A 20,072-nucleotide genomic window follows, 5' to 3' on the forward strand; every position below is an offset into this window, starting at 1 on the left:
TTATTCCTCCAAAGGTTGACATTGGGGGCAGAAATAAGCACTTCTCCCACCAACTTTTGTTCTTTGAATCTTAGTACCACACTCAAAACATTCTTCTTCTTCACGGTCATAAACTCGCAATTCATCTTGATAACTGCCTGCCTGACCACTAGCATCTACATAATCCCACTTAGTTGTACCACGGTGTTCAATTCCTTCCGCTAATACTTGACGGATAGCACCATGCAACTTCGTAATTTCTTCTTCAGTTAAAGTATCTGCAGTCCGCATGGGATGAATTCCTGAGATAAATAAACTTTCATCCACATAGATACTTCCTAATCCAGCTATAAACTTCTGATTCAACAACAAAGGTTTCATTCGGCCACGACGGGGAGCAATCAGCTCTTTAAACATATCCAAAGTAAATTCCTCTGATAATGGTTCAGGGCCCAGGTCAGTCAAGCTACCTGCATCTGCTAAATCATCTACTAAATAAGTCCGAGTAAATTTGCGTTTACTACCTAAACGCAATTCTTCATTATCACTAAATTTAAATAGAATATAATCATAATCCCCAATCTCTTGACCATCATCAACATAAGAGAATCTCCCAGTCATTCGCAAATGAGATACTAAATAATAACTGTTATCTAATTCAATAATAATATATTTTCCGCGTCGCTTAACATTTGTAATAATTTGCCCCACTAAAAGATCTTTAAATTCTTCTAATCTAGGTTTTTCTACTAACTTTTCTTCAATCACTTCTACTGCTTCAATTTTTTTATCTATAATATTAGGCTTCAATGTATCTACTACTGTCTGTACTTCTGGCAATTCAGGCATTAATAATTCCTCCAATTCAATAATTATCTACTTACAACTCAATTAGGCATCTATTCTTATATTAGTCCTTCATACTTTTGACTTTATCTTTTAACTCACAGCTATTTTCCTATTATATCATAAAGTAACCTTAATTATCAAAAATCTGCTGCCAATATTCTGGTGCTTGACGCTGCATAGAAATAGGCTTAAAATCTTCATTTACAAAAGCATGAGTAGAAGTCCCTGTTACTAATAATTTATCTGTCTCAGCATTTCTAATTTCATATTTAAACTTTAACTTAGTCCGTTTTACTTCCTCTACCATAGTAATAACTGTTACTAAATCATCATAACGAGCAGGATAATGATAGGAACACTCTATATCAACCACTGCTAATAATATCCCTGCTGCTTCTAAATCTTTATATAACACTCCTTCTTCACGAAAATACTCTGTACGACCAATTTCAAACCAATCTATATAATTACCGTGATACACAACTCCCATTTGGTCTGTTTCTGAATATCTGACTCGAAACTGATGTTTATGCTTCTTCATCATTTTCCTCCTCCTCAGTAAAATCTAAAGCAGTAGAATTAATACAATAACGCTTTCCTGTTGGTTGCGGACCATCACTAAATAAATGTCCTAGATGTGCTCCACAATTAGCACATAAAACTTCTGTCCGCTGCATCCCTAAACTATTATCTTCAGCTAACTCTATCTTTTCTTGGTCGACTGCATCCCAAAAACTAGGCCATCCGCTACCACTATCATATTTAGTATCAGAAGAAAACAATTCTACTCCACAGTTAACACATTTATAGGTCCCATCCTCATCATGGTTATAATACTCTCCTGAAAAAGGAGCTTCAGTACCTTTTTCTCTAGTAATACGATATTCTTCTTCAGTTAAAATTTCTTCCCAATCTTTTTTTGACTTATCCATCTTATCAGCCATTTTTATCCCCCCTGAATTTGACCAGACAGACTTGATTGCCTTTTTTATTATATTGCAGCTGATCAAATAACTGTTTAGTAATAATTATACCTCGCCCTCGTTCTTGACATCCAGAGTCTTCTAAAGAATTGTTCAATTTTTCTTCGTGATCAAACCCAGTACCTTCATCTTGAATAATAATTCTAAGATAATCATCTGTAACTGCCACTTTAATTTTAACTTTCTTCTCTTCATTCAGTTGATTCCCATGTTCTACAGCATTAGCTAACATTTCATGCAGTCCCATTTGAATATCCATTATTTGCTGAGTATGATCTTTTAAAAAATTAATAATTTCAGCTACAATTTCTTCTAATAAGCACAATTGACTAGCAAACTCTTTTTCTAATCGATTCTTTCCTTTATGTTCTAAAACAACTAAAGTAATATCATCATTACTAGTATTATATTTATCCTTTTGTCCAATAAATTTTCTAAATTCTTCCCTAATAACTTGTACTAACATCTCAGCAGACAGGGGATAATATTCTTTTAATAATTCAACTAACCTTTTTTCTCCAAACATCTCTCCGGCTCTACTCTCTTCAAATAATCCATCTGTAATTAATAATAATTTATCTCCATCCTGCACAGAATTTACCTGATCATTGAAATCAATTAAATCTTTATTAACTACTGTTGAAATAGGTAAATTAGGTTTTAGAATTTCATTAACTTTCCCTCGTCTTGAAATCAGCAATGGTGGGATATGAGCTCCAACATTATTATATTGTAATCTCATAGTATCTAAATCTAAAATACCCAACTGTAAACAAACAAAATAATCTTCAGGAAAATCATCCTTTTGGTATTCTTGATAAACTCTTCTTAAAATATCTTCACCAGTTACAGCTGCTGACTCTTTTCTAATCACATTGTTGATTTTTTCTTTAATAGAAATATTTAATATAGCCCCATCCAAACCATGACCACTTACATCAGCTAGATAAAATATTAATTTATTTTCAATCTGCTGAAAATTATAAAAATCCCCTCCTAATTTCTCTGCTGGTGAATAATATGAGGAAATTACTATCTCCTCTAAATCAATTACTGCTTGAGGCAAAAAACTTTTATGTAGTTTTCTTGCCTGTTCAATATTTTGATTTAATTTCTCCTCTTTTACTTTTAACTCTGTAATATCATTCATTGAAGCAATACTTTGCTTTTGATTAGGCAAAATTCTAATATTGATTAATACATTTTTCACTGTACCAAATCTATCTTTAAAGTGAAATTCATAAGTGTTAGGAGGCTTTTCCTCTCCTTCACTCCGACGCGCTTGATGATATGATTTTAATTTTTCTAATTCTTCTTGGTAAGCTACAAAATCTGTCCAACTTTTCTTTCCTTCTAACTGTCGTTTCGAATAACCAGAAAGTTCAACCATTTGCTGATTAGCTAAAGAAATAGTCGTATCTTCTTCTACAATAATAGTAGCTGTTCCTGTAGTTTCAAATAATACTTTATATTTTTCTTCTTGACCCTCTAACTCTTCTTTTAACTGCTTTCTTTCTGTAATATCATAAATCATAGAATATAATAACTTCTGCCCATTAATCATTATCGGCCCGCTATAGACCTCAACATCTTTTAATTGATCACCTGCCAAGCGATGTTCAAATTGAAAATAATTGCGGTCTTCTTCCTTAGCCGCCTTCATTTCTGCAAATACCTCTGCCTTAGTTAAAGTATTAATCTCTTGAATCGTCTTATTAAGCAATTCTTCTTTACTCCACCCATAAAAATTAACAGCAGTAGTATTTGCATCTGCAATTTTTCCTGTAGTAGGATTAATTAATAATAAAATTTGCCCACTATCTTTAAATAAACTTTCATAATAAGTAGATTGGGTTTCTTGCAAATCTATATTTCTATTTACTACAACAGAAAGAAATTGAGGAAAACAATTGTCTTTAACTACATAACATATAGATCTAGATTTTAATAATTCTAAAACTTCCGATTTCTCATTCGCTTTTATCATCAGTATAATTGTAAGATCTAAATTAATTTCATTTACAAGATCACTATTATTATGATTATAATTGAGCAAAATGAGATTATAATTATTTTTTTCAATCTCATCAATAGCAGTTTGAGAATTAGAAACTGCTGTTAAATTATATTCAGAGTCATTTAAACTATCCCTAATTTCTCTAAGCAAATGAGAGTCTGCCCCTACTACTAAAATATTTGCCATTTTAATCCACTCCAGATCAGCAATTAGCTGAATTTAGATTTGAGAAAAATATTAGTGATATTTTTTATCTCTATAATATTAATTATAATTGATTCAGACTCTTATATCAAAAGAAAATACAAGCTTCACGACCTTAAAATTTAAAAAATTGCTATTTAAGATATCCAATAAAAAACCAGCCCCAAATTGGGACTGGTTTAAGTATTTCGTATATTTGGGCCCTCCGGGTCTCATAAAAAACATGAGACCCTTCGTGTAGCCCTATTCACTCTACTTAGAGCTAAATATTACGCGCAATCTATATGCAGTGTTTTTTGCTAGGTTGCCTACTTGCCACTTATAGCAAGATCTTCCACTTTGAAAGTTGGGCTCGCAAAAGACCCAATCGCTGGATTAAATTCTAAATCATTGCCTAATTCTACAATGTTTTGCAAGAAATCGATTAAATTACCGGCAATAGTAATTTCACGAACTGCTCCTTTAATTTCTCCATCTTCAATCCATTGACCGGAAGCACCAACTGAGAATTCGCCTGAAATTGGATTAGCTCCTCCGGTTACTAGTCCTGATACTTTCTGCACATAGAATCCATTCTCTATATCAGCTATAATCTCTTCTTTATCCTTTTCTCCTGCATCTAAATAAAAGTTAGTAGATGAAACTCCTGGTATCCCGCGGTAACCACCTCGACTAGCATTACCTGTTGATTTTGTTTCATCTTTATTAGCAGTATAAGTATCATATAAATAACCTTTAAGTTTTCCATCTTTGATCACTTCAGTTTCTTGACAGGCTACTCCTTCACTATCAAATGGTGCAGTAGCTAATCCTTCTTCTAAAGTCCCATCATCAATAATATTCACATTTTCTGCTGCTACTTGCTCATTTAATTTACCAGCAAATAAAGACCGACCTTTCTGTACTGCTTCAGCAGTTAAAGATTGAGATAAGACGTACATAAACATGCTACCAATTTCAGGTGTAAATACAACAGGTGCACTTTGCGACTCTACTGCTGCTCCTCCTAATAATTTAATAGCATTTTGGGCTGCCTCTTGAGCTGTTTCTTCAGGAGTTAGCTCTTCTAAATCGCGACCGTAAGTAACAGCAAATCCAGTCTGGTCTTCTCCATCTTCTGATGCAATAACAGATAAATAAGCATAACAGCTATTACTCTGATAACTTTCTTCTAAACCATTAGAATTTGCAATAGTCACATTATAAATACTATCTCCATAATTAACATTAACGACAGATTTAATCTTATCATCATAATCTAAAGCTTCTTCTTCCATTTGATATGCAATATCTATCTTCTCTTCAATATTTCGCGATTCAAAATCTGGATTATAGATATTTAGTTCAGGATAATCATAACTCTCTTGAGGCAAAGTTCTATTTTCATCAGCAGTTGCTACTTCTGCATTAGCTACTGCTTCTTTGATTACTTCTTCTAAAGCTTCATCTCTAAAGTCCGATGTATAAGCAAACCCCATCTTCTGGTCTACAAATACTCTAACTCCTAATCCCTTAGCTGTAGCAGATTCTAAAGAATCAACTTCCTGTTGATAAACTTTAATACTATTCGACTCAGAATATTGATAGTATAATTCTACATCATCTGCCCCTAATTCTTCGGCTCTGCTTAACCATTTATTTAAATCTAAATCAGACATAATTATTCACCTTTCCTTTCCGTACCACCAACAGTAATTTCATCAATTAACAATGTCGGCTGTCCTACTCCAGCAGGTACACTTTGGCCCTGTTTACCACACATACCAGGGGCCAACTCTAAATCATTACCTACCATAGATACTTTCTTTAATACATCAATACCACGACCTACCAAAGTAGCACCTCTAACAGGCCTAGCAATTGAACCATTTTTAATCATATATCCTTCCGATACATTAAAGACAAATTCACCAGTTGTTGGTTCAACCTGCCCACCGCTTAGTTTCTTAGCATAAAAACCATCATCTACTGCTCCTACAATCTCATCTGGAGTAGATTGGCCTTTTTCAATAAAGGTATTGGTCATCCGAGGGATTGGCAGCGAGCGGTATGAATTACGACGCCCATTTCCAGTTGACTGACGTCCTTCTTTACGAGCTGACTTCTTATCATACATATAATCCTGTAAAACTCCATCTTTAATTAGCACAGTTCTTTGGGCTTGGTTTCCTTCACTATCAACTCCAAAAGAGCCCCAGCCATTTCTAACTGTAGCATCATCAACTGCTGTTACTAATTTAGATGCTACTTGCTCTCCAACTTTATCTGCAAAGACTGAAGCACCTTTTTGTACTGCATCTGCTTCTAATCCATGCCCGCAAGCTTCATGGAATAAAACTCCCCCAAAACCATTATTAATTACTACTGGCATTTTACCAGATGGAGCTGGATCAGCTTCTAACATTGTAACTGCTTGCCGTGCCGCTTCCTCACCAATCTTTTCTGGTGGATACTCATCAAATAGTTCAAATCCCATTTGACGGCCTGGATTTTCTGAACCAGTCTGCATTTGTGTTCCATCAGAAGCAATAGCATGTACTCTCATCCGAGTGTAAGTTCGTTCATCTTCTATCATTAACCCTTCTGAATTAGCAACCATAATTCGTTGGTTTTTATCAGAATAACTAACCATTACCTGTCTGATATTCTCATCATAATCTCGAGCTGCTCCATTAGCTGCTTCGACTAATTTGGCTTTACGTTTTTTATCTACAGTCGTCGGCTTAATATTAACTGGATGAATTAATTGCGGCTTTTGTTTCATCAAATTCGCAACTGTTACTCCACCCTCACCTTGACTAGCAGAACCTGCTACTCTAGCAGTCTCTAATAAAGAATCAATACTTAAATCATCAGTATAGGCATAAGAAACTTGATCTCCAGTTATCACTCGTACTCCTACCCCTAAATCATAACCTGTTTTTACCCTTTCCAATTTTGAATTTTCTAAAGAAATACTATTCCGCTTTGTATCTTCAAAAAAAATTTCAGCAAAATCTGCCCCACCTTCTAGAGCAGTTGCTAAAATTTTATTTATATTCTTTTCTGATAACATTTTTTCACCCCTTAATAAGTTCAGTAAAGAGTAACAAGTGATGAGTAATCAGATTAAAACAAAAACCATCTAATAGACCCTCGGTCTTTCTTGTTCTTCACTCTTCACTTTTTTATGTTTTTATCTTTTTACTTGTTACTCTTTACTGCTTTTACTGTTTTTCTCTCTTTACTCTTTACTTGTTACTAATTACTAATCACTAATTTTTTTCATCTCATTCCAGTTATCTCCTACTTTCACGTCTACCTCTAAATCAACATCCAAATCTGCAGCAGCTTCCATCTCTTCTCGTACTAATTCAGACACTGCTTCTACTTCATCTTCTGGTACTTCTAGTACTAATTCATCATGTACTTGTAATAATACATCAGCATTTAAATCACTATCTTCTAAAGCATCAGACACATCAATCATAGCTATCTTCATAATATCTGCTCCACTACCCTGAATTGGCGTATTAATCGCCATTCGTTTAGCAAATTGGCGGCGGTGATAATTACTACTCGTAATTTCAGGTAGATATCTACGTCTATTAAAGATAGTTTCAACATATCCCTTATCTTCAGCTTTATACTTCTGTTCTTCAATATATTCTTCTACTTTTGGATAACGTTCAAAGTATAAATCAATATATTCTTGGGCTTCCTTTTGAGAAATATCTAATCTATCTGCTAATCCCCAAGCACTAATCCCATAAGCTATACCAAAGTTAACTGCTTTAGCTTTTCTACGAGCATCTCCAGTTGATAAGCCAAACAATTCTTTTGCTGTCTTACTGTGGATATCAGCACCTTCATTATAAGCTTCTTTCAATCCCTCATCTTGAGAAATATGAGCTAAAATACGCAGTTCAACTTGAGAATAATCAGCAGCTACTAATTTCTTCCCTTCCTCTGCTACAAATATTTTTCTAATCCGTCGTCCTTCTTCAGTTCTGATTGGTATATTCTGCAGATTCGGTTCTGTACTACTCAAACGCCCCGTTGCTGTCACACGCTGATTATATGTAGTATGAATTCTACCCGTTTCTGGATTAATATAATCTTCTAATGGTGACACATAAGTGGAATTTAACTTTTGATAAGTTCTATATTCAGAAATCAAAGGAATTATCTCATGTTTTCCTTCTAATTTTTCTAAAACTTTTGCACTAGTAGAATAACCTGTTTTGGTCTTTTTAATTACTGGTAAACCTAATTTTTCAAATAAAATATTCCCTAACTGTTTAGGTGAATTCAAATTAAACTCTTCTCCTGCTAATTCGTAGGCTTTTTCCTCTATTTCTTTTATTTTTTCTTCAAGCTCTGCTCCCAATTCTTCTAATTTATTTGAACTAACTTTAATTCCGTTCAACTCTAATTGAGCTAACACTTTAATTAATGGTAATTCAATCTCATTATATAACTTTAACATTTCATCATTTTCTAATTTAGTTATTAGTTCTTCCCTCAATTTAAATATAGTATTAGTCTTTAAAACTAATTTTTCTCTTCCCTCTACTTCTGGTAAAGACAATTGTAATTGATTTTCCATCACTTTTGTGAAATCATTTTCATCATCGCTAGGATGCAATAAATAATCAGCTAATAATGGTTCAAAAATCAATTCACCAATTTCTACTTCCTGTTGTAATAAATATCTGAATTGGTCTTTAGGATCTAACATTAATAATTCTTTTTGCGCAAGTAATTCTTCTAACTCCCCTAATAATTCCTTTTCTTCTAAATCAATATAATAATTTTTTTCTCCTGTAGCTATAGCTAATCCCTCTAAGTTCTGGTCTAACTTATCTCCTGTTAAATCAAGATTTACCGCTACTTCATCACTTAACTTTATTCCCCTCAATTCTTCTACATCAGTAATCTCTTGGTAATCAATTTCTTCTAATTCACTATGTCCGCCAATTTCTGAAATCAAACTATTAAACTCCATTTTAGTAAACACATCTTTAGCTTGGTCAGTTTTCCAATTAGACAGATTTAATGTTTCAAAATCTACTTCTAAAGGAACATCAACCTTGATTGTAGCTAATTTTTTACTCATCCGCGCTCTATCAGCTTGTTTTTTTAAGGTTGCTTTTCGTTTTTTGCCTCCTACTTGATCTATATTATCCAATACTGTCTCTAAATCACCAAATTCTTTTAATAATTTAGTAGAAGTTTTCTTGCCAATTCCATCTACTCCAGGAATATTATCAGAACTATCCCCCATCAATCCTTTCTTATCTATTAACTGTAAAGGTTCTAATTCATATTCCTCTCTAAATTTATCTAAATCATAATCTACAATATCACTAATTCCTTTACGAGTATACATCACATCAATATTCTCACTAATTAATTGTAAATTATCACGATCACCAGTGACAATTGTTACTTGGTACCCTTCCTCTTCAGCTTCTTTAGCTAATGTTCCAATTAAATCATCCGCTTCAAAACCTTCTTTTTCAAACGTTGGCACATCTAAAGATTCCAAAACTTCTTTAACCATCGCAAATTGTGGCTTTAATGTATCAGGTGTTTCTTTTCTATTACCCTTATAATCATCATACTCCTCATGACGAAAAGTAGGGGCAGCTAAATCAAAAGCAACTCCTAACAAATCAACCTCATTATTATTAACTAAACTAATTAACATTCTAGTAAATCCATAAACAGCATTAGTTACTGTCCCATCTGATTTAGTTAAACTCTCTGGCAAAGCATAAAATGCTCTATAAGTTAAACTATTTCCATCTAATAAGTATAAATTTTCTTTTTCTTCCATGTTTATAAAAGCCTCCTTGTCAAAATCTATTCCCTTATTTTATTTCCTTAAAAAAGCTTAAATTCCTTTATCTAAAATATCTAATCTATCCTCATTAATTTAATTTAACCTAATTTTTATATTTGATTACATTTTAACTTGATTATTAAAGATTAAAAAAAACCGCTCTCTTTGGATTTAAAACAATTAATTGAATCAAAAGCAAAGAAGGCGGCTCAAATCTCAATTTTTAATTTTAAGTACATACTAATTCAAGATGAAATTATTTCTACTTCTCCCCCGACTACCTCTATTTTATTTATAATCTTTTCAAAATCTTCTTCTATTTTTGGGAATGCAAAATCAATATCTCTCAAATCAAAAGATATTTTCAAAGATTCAATAACTAATAAATCCTTAATTGTTTCATTGATTGATTTTATCATATCTTCATCAATAACTTTATTAATCTTCACTTTCAGATTTCCACTCTCATTAATTACTTTAAAAGGCTTTTTATTATTCCCCTCATCTAATTCTGATGCTATATCATCCAACTGTTCTTCTAAATTATTATTGTTTCTTTTATCTGTTTTTTCTAAATTTTCTAATTCTTCTTTTAATCTATTCTTTGCATCTTCTTTTTTCTTTTTTCGCCAACTTGCTTCTCGACTACATTTAAAACCACAAGGGTTTTCTATCTGTTCCGCAATTCGTTCAGAAATATCCTCTTCATCTAAAATATTATTTAAAGCTTCAACTAACTCTTTAATTTCAATAGGCTTTACTATATAATAATCAGCCCCCAAATTAAGTGCTTCTAAAATTTTAGACTTTTCACCTAAACAAGTTATTATTATTACTTTAGATTGAGGATATTCATTCTTTATTTTCTTTAATGCTTCAAGCCCATCCACTTGGGGCATTACTAAGTCCAAACTGATTATATCAGGTTGACATTCTTCGTATTTGTCTACCACCCCAGCCCCAGTTTCTAGTTCTCCAACTACTTTCTGACCAAGGCTTTCTAATATACTCTTTATATTTTTTCTCATCATCAGACTATCATCTATTACTAAAAAATCCGCCACTGATACCACCCCTGCAATATTTTTAGCTCTCAATTAAATTTATTCAGCGAAGTATAGTCTTAAAATTAATTTATTATTTACAAAATATAATCTTAATTGTTAAGTATTCCTTAAAAAAATTAAAATTCCTCTTTTTTCATCATAAAACTACAAATTGAACAAATTACTGATTCATTTTATGGATATTCCTGTGATAATATGTTAATATCTAAAAGAGTTGAGCTTAGTAAATTTAGAAAGGAGCAATATAAATGATTAAAAGATTAACTACTATATTCTTAATAATAAGCATAATTGCTATTTTTTCTCTACCGGTTTTTGCTTATCAACCGCCGGATGTAAGTAACCATCATTGGGCACTGCCTTATATCAGTCAATTATTAGACCAAGACATTATGTATATCTATCGTGACGGGAATTTTTATCCTAATACTCCTATTACTAGAGGAGAATTTGCTTATTCCTTAGCCAAATCACTAAACTTAACACCGAGTATTACTACTAATTTAATTGATATTACTAATCATCCTGCTGAGGGATATATCTCTGCGCTAGTAAAAGAAGAAATTATTACTGGGTATCCTGATGAAACTTTTCGTCCCCAGAAAAAAATTACTCGCGCCGAAATTATTACTATGTTGGCCCGGAGTTTGAATTTAGAAGATGAACAGAAAAAAATTGTATTAGATAATAACTTTTATAATGATGTCGCAGGTGACCACTGGGCCCAAGAATTAATTTCTTTAGCAACTCGGATAGAAATTATTAATGGCTATCCAGACGGTAGCTTTAAACCTAATAATTACGTTACTAGAGCAGAGAGTGCTAAATTATTAGTGAAATTAAGAGAATTTACTACTGTAGATGGAACAGTAGTTGAAACTTATCCACTATCAAAGAAAGTCAAAATTAAAATCAATAATCAAAATCAAGTCTTTAATCTTAGCCGCGACCCATTAATCGGTCGTAATAATCAATTAGTAGATTTAGATGACATGCTAGTTTCTGATAGTGCTTATTTATTATTAAATCAATATCAAGAAGTTGTTTATTTGAAATCATACGGCTTAATTACTAAAAAAGATGTTGCTAAAGAAGTTAGTGAGCAAACAAATGATTTTTTTGATCCTGAAGAATTAATCGAAATTGCTGATGGAAATTGGGATGCTGTTACTCCAGTTTTAAAAGAAAAAATCGCTGTTCAACTATTTGAAACTGGTCTTAATCCTCACGAAGTAAATGCTTTATTTGAGCAAGATTGGGATGAGATGAAAAATTTAAGTAAAGATAGATTAGTAGAAGCAGTATCTATTGCTACAAATATACCGCAAGAGATTATTACTGCTTCATTAAATAAAGATTGGGAAAAAGCTAAAGAATTAGCAAAAGAAAATGCTGTTACTACAGCCTTGAATGCAATTATGCGTAATAGTTCATTATTGTCTTAGTTTTCAATAGTAACAGGAAAACACCTGTTACTATTTTACATATTTTTCTTATAAAGCAATTAATCTGCAAAAATGTATTGTGGAATACATTAAATTTATGTGAAATAGGCTAAAATAATAATAAGTTAATCATAATATCTGTGAGGTGAACTATTATGTATAAACAAAAAATGTATCAAAAGGTGACAAAAATAAATCCTAATTTTGTCTTTAATATTAAAAATTCTCATTCATTAGATAGTTTATTAGAAAAATTAAGAGAAAAAAACCACTATACATATCAACATAGTCTCAATGTTTATATGTATAGCATATCCATAGGAGAAAAATTGAAATTAAAAACTACTGAATTAAAACAACTAGGTCAAGGTGCCTTATTACATGATATTGGCAAACTCAAAATGTCAGATAAAATTTTAAAAAAACCAGATTCACTCACGGAATTAGAATATCAAAAAATTAAAAAACATCCCATACAAGGTGTCAAGATCATAGGAAACAATAAAAATATCAGTAATTTAAAAACTGCTATTTTGGAACATCACGAAAATTTTGACGGTTCGGGGTATCCTTTTGGATTATCAGGAGAAAATATAGCACTAAATGCCAGGATTATTAGAATAGCAGATAGTTTTGATACTATGGTTAGTAACCGAGTCTATCAAAGCGCTTTACCAATTGAAAAAGCTATTACTGAATTAAAAGAAAATGCGGGCCAACAATTTGACCCTGAAATAGTAAAAAGCTTCGCAGAATTAATATTAGATTGAAATTTTCCCTTGCAAAAATATAATTTCTGTGTTATAGTAGTAAACGCTGACTGAGAAAAAAGTATATTAAATATTAAGCCGAAGTGGCGGAACTGGCAGACGCGTTGGATTCAAAATCCAATGGTCCTTGTGATCGTGTGGGTTCGATTCCCACCTTCGGCACCATTTATTAAAAAGCCCCGTTGCAACGGGGCTTTTTCGTTCTTTTGTTTAAAATATTTAAACATCAAATTTCTCTATCATATGCTGTAATTCTTGCGCCATACTAGTTAACTCTTGAGAAGAATTAGCTATCTCTTCTGACATACTATCAATATCTTGAGAAGCTATCATTACTTCATCACTCTTTTGAGCTAAATCTTGAGTAGCAGCAGCAGTCTGTTCGATCTGTTGAGCTGTCTCTTCAGTAGCATTTTTTATTTGGTTGAATACTCGACCACTTTCTTCTGCCACTTTTTGGCTTTGTTTAGCCTTTTCTTCTACTTCATGAATTGAATCTAAAGCAGTATCAGTATTTTCTTGCGTTTCATTGATTAATTCTGAAATTTCTTCTGTAGCTTGATTAGTCTTTTCTGCTAAATCCCTAATCTCATCTGCTACTACAGCAAACCCTTGACCCGCTTCTCCAGCCCGAGCAGCTTCTATCGCAGCATTTAAAGCTAATAAATTAGTCTGCTCTGCTATATTAGTGATCAATTCTACAATTTGACCAATCTCCTCTGATTTTTGATCCAAGTTATTAATTACTTCTACAGCTTCCTCTACAGAATGATTAATTTCTTTAATATTTGCCACAGTCTGTTCAATATTCTCGCTTCCGACCTCAGTTTGGGAGCTAGATTCTTGAGCATAACTAGTTACCTCTTGTGTTCCAGCAGAAATTTTCTCTATCCCTGCTGACATATTTTCCATTAATTGATTAGTAGTTTTAATAGTAGCATTTCCTTCTTCGGAAGAAGCAGATAATTCTTCACTATAGGCGGATAAATCTTCAACAGTATCTAATAACTTAGTTATAACCCCTTTCAAATTATCTTTCATTTTATTTAATGCTTGTCCTAAATCTCCTATCTCACTTTTATCTTCAATCTCTAACTCTTCTACAGTTAAATTGTTGTGAGCAATCTCTTCAGCAAAATTAGTAGCTTTAATTATTGGATTTGAAATTTTATTAGCTACATAAAGAGCAACTAAAATAACTATAGCCGTAATTACTAAAACAATGGTAATAATTTTTAAATACATAGCATCGATCTTAGCTGTTAGCTCTTCTTTAGGAATGACAGATATAAATTTCCAATCTGTTTGTGATGAAGTATACACATTCATAAAATATTTTTTACCATCCATAGTCGCAAAAAAATTATCATTCTTAATTTTCTCAATATTATTCAAACTATCAACATTTAATTTAGAAATATTCTTAAAATTAAGCTTTGGTTTAGTCGGATGGGCCAAAATCTTTCCCTCACCAGTAGTTAAAATTGCATAGCCTTCATTACCAACTTGTACATCTTTAACCATCTTAGTTAATTCTTCTAAATTTACATCTAAACCCTGCACCCCAATTATTTGTCCACTGTCATCTTTAATTGTAGTTACTGTACTAATAATGACTGCATCCTTCCAATAATAAGGAGTTGTTCGACTAATTTTATCTTTATTCTTCATTGCAATTTTAAAATAAGGTCTTACTTTTGGATTATAATTTTTGGTTACTGACCTAGCAGGCCATTGAATATAACCACCATCAGTAGTTGCCATATAAACATAAGCAATATCGTCATGTGTTTTAGCAAAATGATTATAAACCTTATAAATTTCTTCCTCAATACCTCCATTTTGTACTGGAGTTAGATTTAATTCTGACTTCGTTGTTTTATTCATATAAGTAGTAATTGTATCATCAGCCTGCTGGACAGTAGGATCCGTAGCTAAAAAATGACAGTTTTTCTTTACTTCCTCAAAATAAATATTAAATGCATTATCTACTTTCTTCATCTCTTTATTAGCAGATTCCACAAAGTCATTCTTGATTGTTTGCTGTAGTGCTTGGATTTCAAAGTAACTTATTATACCTATTGGTACTAATGCCAATAATAAAAATAATATAACTAATCGCGGCTTAATACTGTTAAGTGAAAATTTCTTTAACCAACTCATTTTTCCCCCTCCTAATTATTTAATACACTCTAATATTAATTACTATATATATAGCTTATTCTACATTTTTCGCCTTTTTTCCTGCATTAAACAATAAACAAAAGTATTAATTAAACATTAATTTTATCAAAAAAATAAGTTCAAAATATTATAAATCGAAGCAAAAAAAGTTATCCACCCTCTCCTACAATTAATTTATTTAAAAGGTCAAATTATTTTTATATAGAAAATATAAAAATAGACTTTTGTAAACATTAATAAGGGGGCCTAGATATGAATCAACAAAAATCTTTCTATCCTAATAGACCTAATGACCCAAAAGCAGTATATTTTACTCCAGAAAATTTTCCTGTCAGTGGAGATGGTACAGCAGATGATACAAAAGCTTTACAGCTGGCTATAAAAGAAGCTAAAGATAAGATGGGATATGGTATAGTCTTCATCCCTGAAGGCCGCTACCGCATAAGTGAGACTATTTATGTACCAAAGGCTGTTCGCCTTATAGGTTTTGGTGAACAAAGACCTTTGATCTTTCTTGAGAAAGATTCCCCAGAATTTCAAACAGCTAATCCTGAAGATAAAGGAAGAGCAAATTATATGTTCTGGTTTACCGATACTCTTCCCCAACCTGAAGAAGAGATTGAAGATGCCAATCCTGGAACTTTTTATAGTGCTATGTCTAATATAAACCTTAAGATAGAAGAGGGTAATCCAACTGCTGTTGCACTTCGTACCCACTATGCACAACATAGCTTTATCTCTCATGTAGATATTGATATTGGTGACGGAAAAGCTGGAATCTTTGATGTAGGTAATGAGATAGAAAATGTACGTTTTTTTGGCGGAGATTATGGAATCTACACTACTAAGACTTCCCCAGGTTGGCCCTTTATGATGATTGATACCTACTTTGAGGGACAGAAAAAAGCAGCTATTAAAACACAAGAAGCAGGATTAACCATTGTCCGGATGAATGTCAAAAACACTCCGCAAGTTATTGAAATAAATCCTAATTTTTATGAAAAGTTAATTATGAAGGACTGTCAATTTGAAAACATTAAAAAATCAGCAATTATTGTCAGTAATAAAGATAATGCTCTTACTCAAATTAATCTTCGTAATCTAGACTGTCAACAGGTACCAAAACTTATAAGTTATCGGCAAAGCGACAAGGTTATTAAAGGAAAAGGTACTTTTTATAAAGTTAAATCTCTGACTCATGGTAATCAAATGGATAATTTAGATGATCGTCCCAGAGTTAAAACAACTAAAAAGCTCGAAACTTTAAACTCCCTTCCTGCCCCTGCTAAAAGAGATATTCCTGATTTGCCTCCTATGAAAACCTGGGCCAACTTAAAAGAGCTAGGAGCAAAAGGAGATGGAAGTACTGATGATACTAAAATTATAAAAGAAGCTATTGAAAATCACTCTACAATCTATCTACCCCAAGGCCGCTATAGAGTATCTGAAACTATTGAGCTTAAACCTAATACTAATTTAATTGGATTAAATCCTATTTCAACCCAGATTCTTATTACAGATAATACAGAATCTTTTGGAGGTTTTGATAAACCCAAACCACTATTAAAAACACCTCAAGGAGGCGAAAATATAGTCTCTGGCATTGCTATTGATACTGGAGGAAGAAACCCACGTGCTGTTGGCTGTAAATGGATGGCTGGTAGTGATTCATATATGAATGATGTTAAGTTCATTGGTGGTCATGGAAATATAAAAGCAGATGGTAGCCATGCACCCATGTACAATGAAAGCCGCACCGGAGATATAAATCCTGACCGGCGATGGGATTCTCAGTATTGGAGCCTATGGATAACTGATGGTGGAGGAGGTATTTTCAAGGATATTTGGACAGCTAGCCCTTATGCATCAGCAGGAATTTATGTTTCAGATACTTCTACGAAAGGATGTATCTATGCAATGTCTGTAGAGCACCATGTTAGAAATGAAGTTAAATTTAAAAATGTTAGCAATTGGGAAGTGTTTGCTCTACAGCTGGAAGAAGAAGCTGCAGAAAGTTGGAATTGTCAACCCCTTGAAATTGATAATTGCAATAATATGCTATTTGCCAATCTCTACTTCTTCCGTACAATCTGGGTGGAAAATCCTTATCCCTATGCTATTAAAAATTGGGATTCCAAAAATATTGAATTCCTTAATATACATAACTATGCTCAAGTTAAATATACCATCAACAATACTCTATTAGATGTAAATACTAAAAAAGAAGTGAGACCATGGCAACTGGCTAGACTTTATATAACTGATAAAGAATCATCTAAGAATAAAAGTAATACTAAAATAGAAAAATTAGCAACTGGTTTTGAATTTATAGATGGTATCTGTAGTGATAGTAAAGGTAATATCTACTTTGTTGATTCACGCTGGAAGAAAATATATAAATGGTCTGTTGAAAGCGATTCTTTAAGCCTTGTCAGTGATATCCATTTCAAGCCTCTATCTTTAGCTTGTGACAAAGAAGATAACCTCTTAGTAGTAGTTGAATATTTTCCACCTGAAGGTGCAACTATTAACGGCGAACCTGAAGTATATCCTAAACCAGAAGATGCTCAAGGTACCTCCTTTGGTGAATGGTATAACACTGGTTCTACAACCAAAGTTTATTCCATAGATCCCCAACATCCTGAAGAAAGTATGGAGGTACTTAAAGTAGTTGATATGGATTCAGTAGAAGAAGTGCATAAAGCATTACATCCTGCTAATAGATGGAGAGATAGCAATGATTATCTTAACATCACAGTCAAAAAACCTGAGGAGTGCTATATTGCTCCAGATGGTGTAACTATTATTCCAATTTGCTATGATTTAATCAGAGCTAACTCTCTGCTTGAAGCTTATCCTGGTCAAAAATTTTATGGCGTTGATGAATATTATAAAAGAACAATCTTATTTGATGTAACATCTAAAGGTTATCTGTCCAATCCTAGACCTTTTGTAGAAAAAGGAGAGTATAATTTAGCCATTGATGATAACTCTAATGTCTATATTGCTGATGGAGATATCTATGTTTATAATGAAGATTCAGAGCTGCTAGATGAAATTATTATCCCTGAGCGACCAGCAACTATTACCTTTGGTGGGCAGGATGGAGAAACGCTCTATATTACTGCACGTTCTTCTTTATATCGCGTTAATAATTTATAATTAAACAAGCACCAGCTAAAACAGATAGTTTACATTCTCAATAATTGATGTTAAAATTTAAAAAAATACTTAAAAGAGGTGACTTGATTTTATGTCTGTCAAAGAAAAAGCAGAAGAATTAGCAGAAGCTATCAAAACTTCGGTTGAATATAAGAATTTAAAAGAAGCAAAAGCAAAATTAGATGAGGATGAAGAGGCAGCTGAACTGCTAAAAAAGCTACAAAGTAAACAACAAAGAGTTCAAATGATGCGCCAAAATGGTCAAGAATTAAATGAAGCGATGAAAGAAGATTTAAAGTCTTTACATTCTGAAATGGAAGATAACAAGATTGTCAGCACTTTCATGCAGTGCCAAGAAGATTTCAACAAAATCATGGAAGAAGTAAATAAGGAATTAAGCACAGCTATTCAAGGAGAAGAACAAAATAATTCTTAAAATAAAGCAGGACCCACCTTCTGGCTGGGTCCTACTTATAAAACTCAACTCTAACTTTTAACAACATCTTTCCCAAACGGCATCAAAGATAAACTAGCAAGTTTTAAACTCTGTTTGGCAAAGGGAATCCCAATTATTGTAATCCCAAATATTAAAGCAGATATTAAATTAGCTAGAGCTAATTCCCAGCCAAAGAGAAGAATCCAAATAATATTTGCGATTAAACCTAAAGGTGAATCATTTTTTTCTACTATTTCTTTCCCAAAAGGAGCAAACTGCATTCCCGCAATCTTAAAACACTGCTTGCCAATTGGAATTCCAATGATTGTGATTGAGCACAGCAGACCAAAAAACACCCACAGTATACCTTCAACTAAGCCACCAAAAATAAACCAAATTATATTACCTAACAATTTCATTTATTTCACCTCTTTTTTATCTATTCTTTAAAAGTTAATTCCTCCATGCACCATGAAACCCTGATTAGCAAATAACGATAATTCTAAGGAAAGATGCTTATATCCTATCCCAATACTGGGCAGCACAGCTGGAAAAGTGCCTAATTCATACCACACTGCCTTATAACGACCACCTTCATCATCATAACCAGTGATCACTCCATAAGTTAATTTGCCATAGAACTCAAACTCATTCACCTGTTTCCAAGGAAAATTTCTACCTTTATAAAGATACCACGAAGATTGAAAAGCTGAGTTTTTAAAATACGCCAAGCCATATAACTGAGTATTGTCAAGATGATATTCTAATCCTATTAATTCCTGCACATTATTAGTATCAGGATCTTTATCCCAGTGACTAGTCATCAAACTCGTTTGCAGAGAAAAATGAGCATTCTGACTATTCTTTAAATGCTCAGCTAGTGTAATTCTAGAAATCAATATTATCAAAATGAATAAAATAATTAAGGATGAGCTAATTTTTTTATTCATTATATCACCTGCTTAAAAATATTCTTATTAAAAATTATTCTACTTAGTATGATAAAATACCTTTAAGAATCCCTCGATAAAGAATATCAACATTTCTCTTGCTATTTCCAAATATCGAAATCAATCATTATAATGCAAATTTCTAAAACAAAAAAACAACTCTATCTAAACTTTATCATTTAGACAGAGTTGTTTGCAA

General features: G+C 32.5%; 15 protein-coding genes and 1 tRNA gene. 5 read left to right on the forward strand and 11 right to left on the reverse strand.

The window, feature by feature from the left end:
• From mutM to JOC47_RS09565, 8 genes are all read right to left on the reverse strand, one after another.
• On the reverse strand, positions 1-828 hold the full coding sequence (gene mutM / locus JOC47_RS09530; protein ID WP_204701852.1) for a bifunctional DNA-formamidopyrimidine glycosylase/DNA-(apurinic or apyrimidinic site) lyase: 828 nt from the start codon (positions 826-828) through the stop codon (positions 1-3).
• A 130-nt stretch (positions 829-958) separates the two neighbouring features.
• On the reverse strand, positions 959-1,372 hold the full coding sequence (locus JOC47_RS09535; RefSeq protein ID WP_239551057.1) for an acyl-CoA thioesterase: 414 nt from the start codon (positions 1,370-1,372) through the stop codon (positions 959-961).
• The gene (gene msrB / locus JOC47_RS09540) at positions 1,356-1,772 is read right to left on the reverse strand and encodes a peptide-methionine (R)-S-oxide reductase MsrB (protein ID WP_204701853.1); all 417 of its coding nucleotides are present in this window, start codon (positions 1,770-1,772) and stop codon (positions 1,356-1,358) included. Before msrB ends, JOC47_RS09535 begins: the two co-directional genes overlap by 17 nt.
• Positions 1,765-4,014 (reverse strand): PAS domain S-box protein, encoded by a 2,250-nt coding sequence (locus JOC47_RS09545; RefSeq protein WP_204701854.1) that lies wholly within the window; start codon positions 4,012-4,014, stop codon positions 1,765-1,767. The genes msrB and JOC47_RS09545 overlap by 8 nt, the downstream gene beginning before the upstream one ends.
• Positions 4,015-4,340: 326 nt before the next feature.
• Positions 4,341-5,690 carry a TldD/PmbA family protein gene (locus tag JOC47_RS09550; RefSeq protein ID WP_204701855.1) on the reverse strand — a complete coding sequence of 450 codons (1,350 nt, stop codon included), beginning with the start codon at positions 5,688-5,690 and terminating at the stop codon, positions 4,341-4,343.
• Between the two features lie 2 nt (positions 5,691-5,692).
• The gene (locus JOC47_RS09555) at positions 5,693-7,087 is read right to left on the reverse strand and encodes a TldD/PmbA family protein (protein WP_204701856.1); all 1,395 of its coding nucleotides are present in this window, start codon (positions 7,085-7,087) and stop codon (positions 5,693-5,695) included.
• A 192-nt stretch (positions 7,088-7,279) separates the two neighbouring features.
• Positions 7,280-9,853 carry a DNA polymerase I gene (gene polA, locus JOC47_RS09560; RefSeq protein ID WP_204701857.1) on the reverse strand — a complete coding sequence of 858 codons (2,574 nt, stop codon included), beginning with the start codon at positions 9,851-9,853 and terminating at the stop codon, positions 7,280-7,282.
• A 251-nt stretch (positions 9,854-10,104) separates the two neighbouring features.
• Positions 10,105-10,923, reverse strand: coding sequence for a response regulator (locus JOC47_RS09565; RefSeq protein ID WP_204701858.1), 819 nt, complete (start codon positions 10,921-10,923; stop codon positions 10,105-10,107).
• Between the two features lie 251 nt (positions 10,924-11,174).
• On the opposite strand from JOC47_RS09565, the gene JOC47_RS09570 reads away from it, so the two are divergent.
• The 3 genes from JOC47_RS09570 to JOC47_RS09580 all read left to right on the forward strand — a co-directional run bounded on the left by JOC47_RS09570 (position 11,175) and on the right by JOC47_RS09580 (position 13,306).
• A complete protein-coding gene (locus tag JOC47_RS09570; protein WP_204701859.1) occupies positions 11,175-12,371 on the forward strand; it encodes an S-layer homology domain-containing protein in 1,197 nt (398 codons plus the stop codon).
• Positions 12,372-12,526: 155 nt separating this feature from the next.
• The gene (locus JOC47_RS09575; RefSeq protein ID WP_204701860.1) at positions 12,527-13,141 is read left to right on the forward strand and encodes an HD-GYP domain-containing protein; all 615 of its coding nucleotides are present in this window, start codon (positions 12,527-12,529) and stop codon (positions 13,139-13,141) included.
• Positions 13,142-13,218: 77 nt separating this feature from the next.
• Positions 13,219-13,306, forward strand: a tRNA-Leu gene (locus JOC47_RS09580).
• Between the two features lie 54 nt (positions 13,307-13,360).
• Here JOC47_RS09580 and JOC47_RS09585 read toward each other — a convergent pair.
• A complete protein-coding gene (locus tag JOC47_RS09585) occupies positions 13,361-15,304 on the reverse strand; it encodes a methyl-accepting chemotaxis protein (RefSeq protein WP_204701861.1) in 1,944 nt (647 codons plus the stop codon).
• Between the two features lie 273 nt (positions 15,305-15,577).
• Between JOC47_RS09585 and JOC47_RS09590 the strand changes: the two genes are divergently transcribed.
• Positions 15,578-18,487 (forward strand): glycosyl hydrolase family 28-related protein, encoded by a 2,910-nt coding sequence (locus JOC47_RS09590; protein WP_204701862.1) that lies wholly within the window; start codon positions 15,578-15,580, stop codon positions 18,485-18,487.
• 91 nt (positions 18,488-18,578) lie between these two features.
• Positions 18,579-18,923: a YlbF/YmcA family competence regulator gene (locus tag JOC47_RS09595; protein WP_204701863.1), complete on the forward strand. Its 345-nt coding sequence runs from the start codon at positions 18,579-18,581 to the stop codon at positions 18,921-18,923.
• A 50-nt stretch (positions 18,924-18,973) separates the two neighbouring features.
• Here JOC47_RS09595 and JOC47_RS09600 read toward each other — a convergent pair whose 3' ends face one another.
• Complete coding sequence (locus JOC47_RS09600; RefSeq protein ID WP_204701864.1) at positions 18,974-19,342, reverse strand: YccF domain-containing protein; 369 nt, start codon at positions 19,340-19,342, stop codon at positions 18,974-18,976.
• Positions 19,343-19,369: 27 nt separating this feature from the next.
• Positions 19,370-19,873 (reverse strand): hypothetical protein, encoded by a 504-nt coding sequence (locus tag JOC47_RS09605; RefSeq protein WP_204701865.1) that lies wholly within the window; start codon positions 19,871-19,873, stop codon positions 19,370-19,372.
• Positions 19,874-20,072 lie beyond the last annotated feature (199 nt).

The organism is Halanaerobacter jeridensis (assembly GCF_016908315.1).
GTDB lineage: Bacteria > Bacillota > Halanaerobiia > Halobacteroidales > Halobacteroidaceae > Halanaerobacter > Halanaerobacter jeridensis.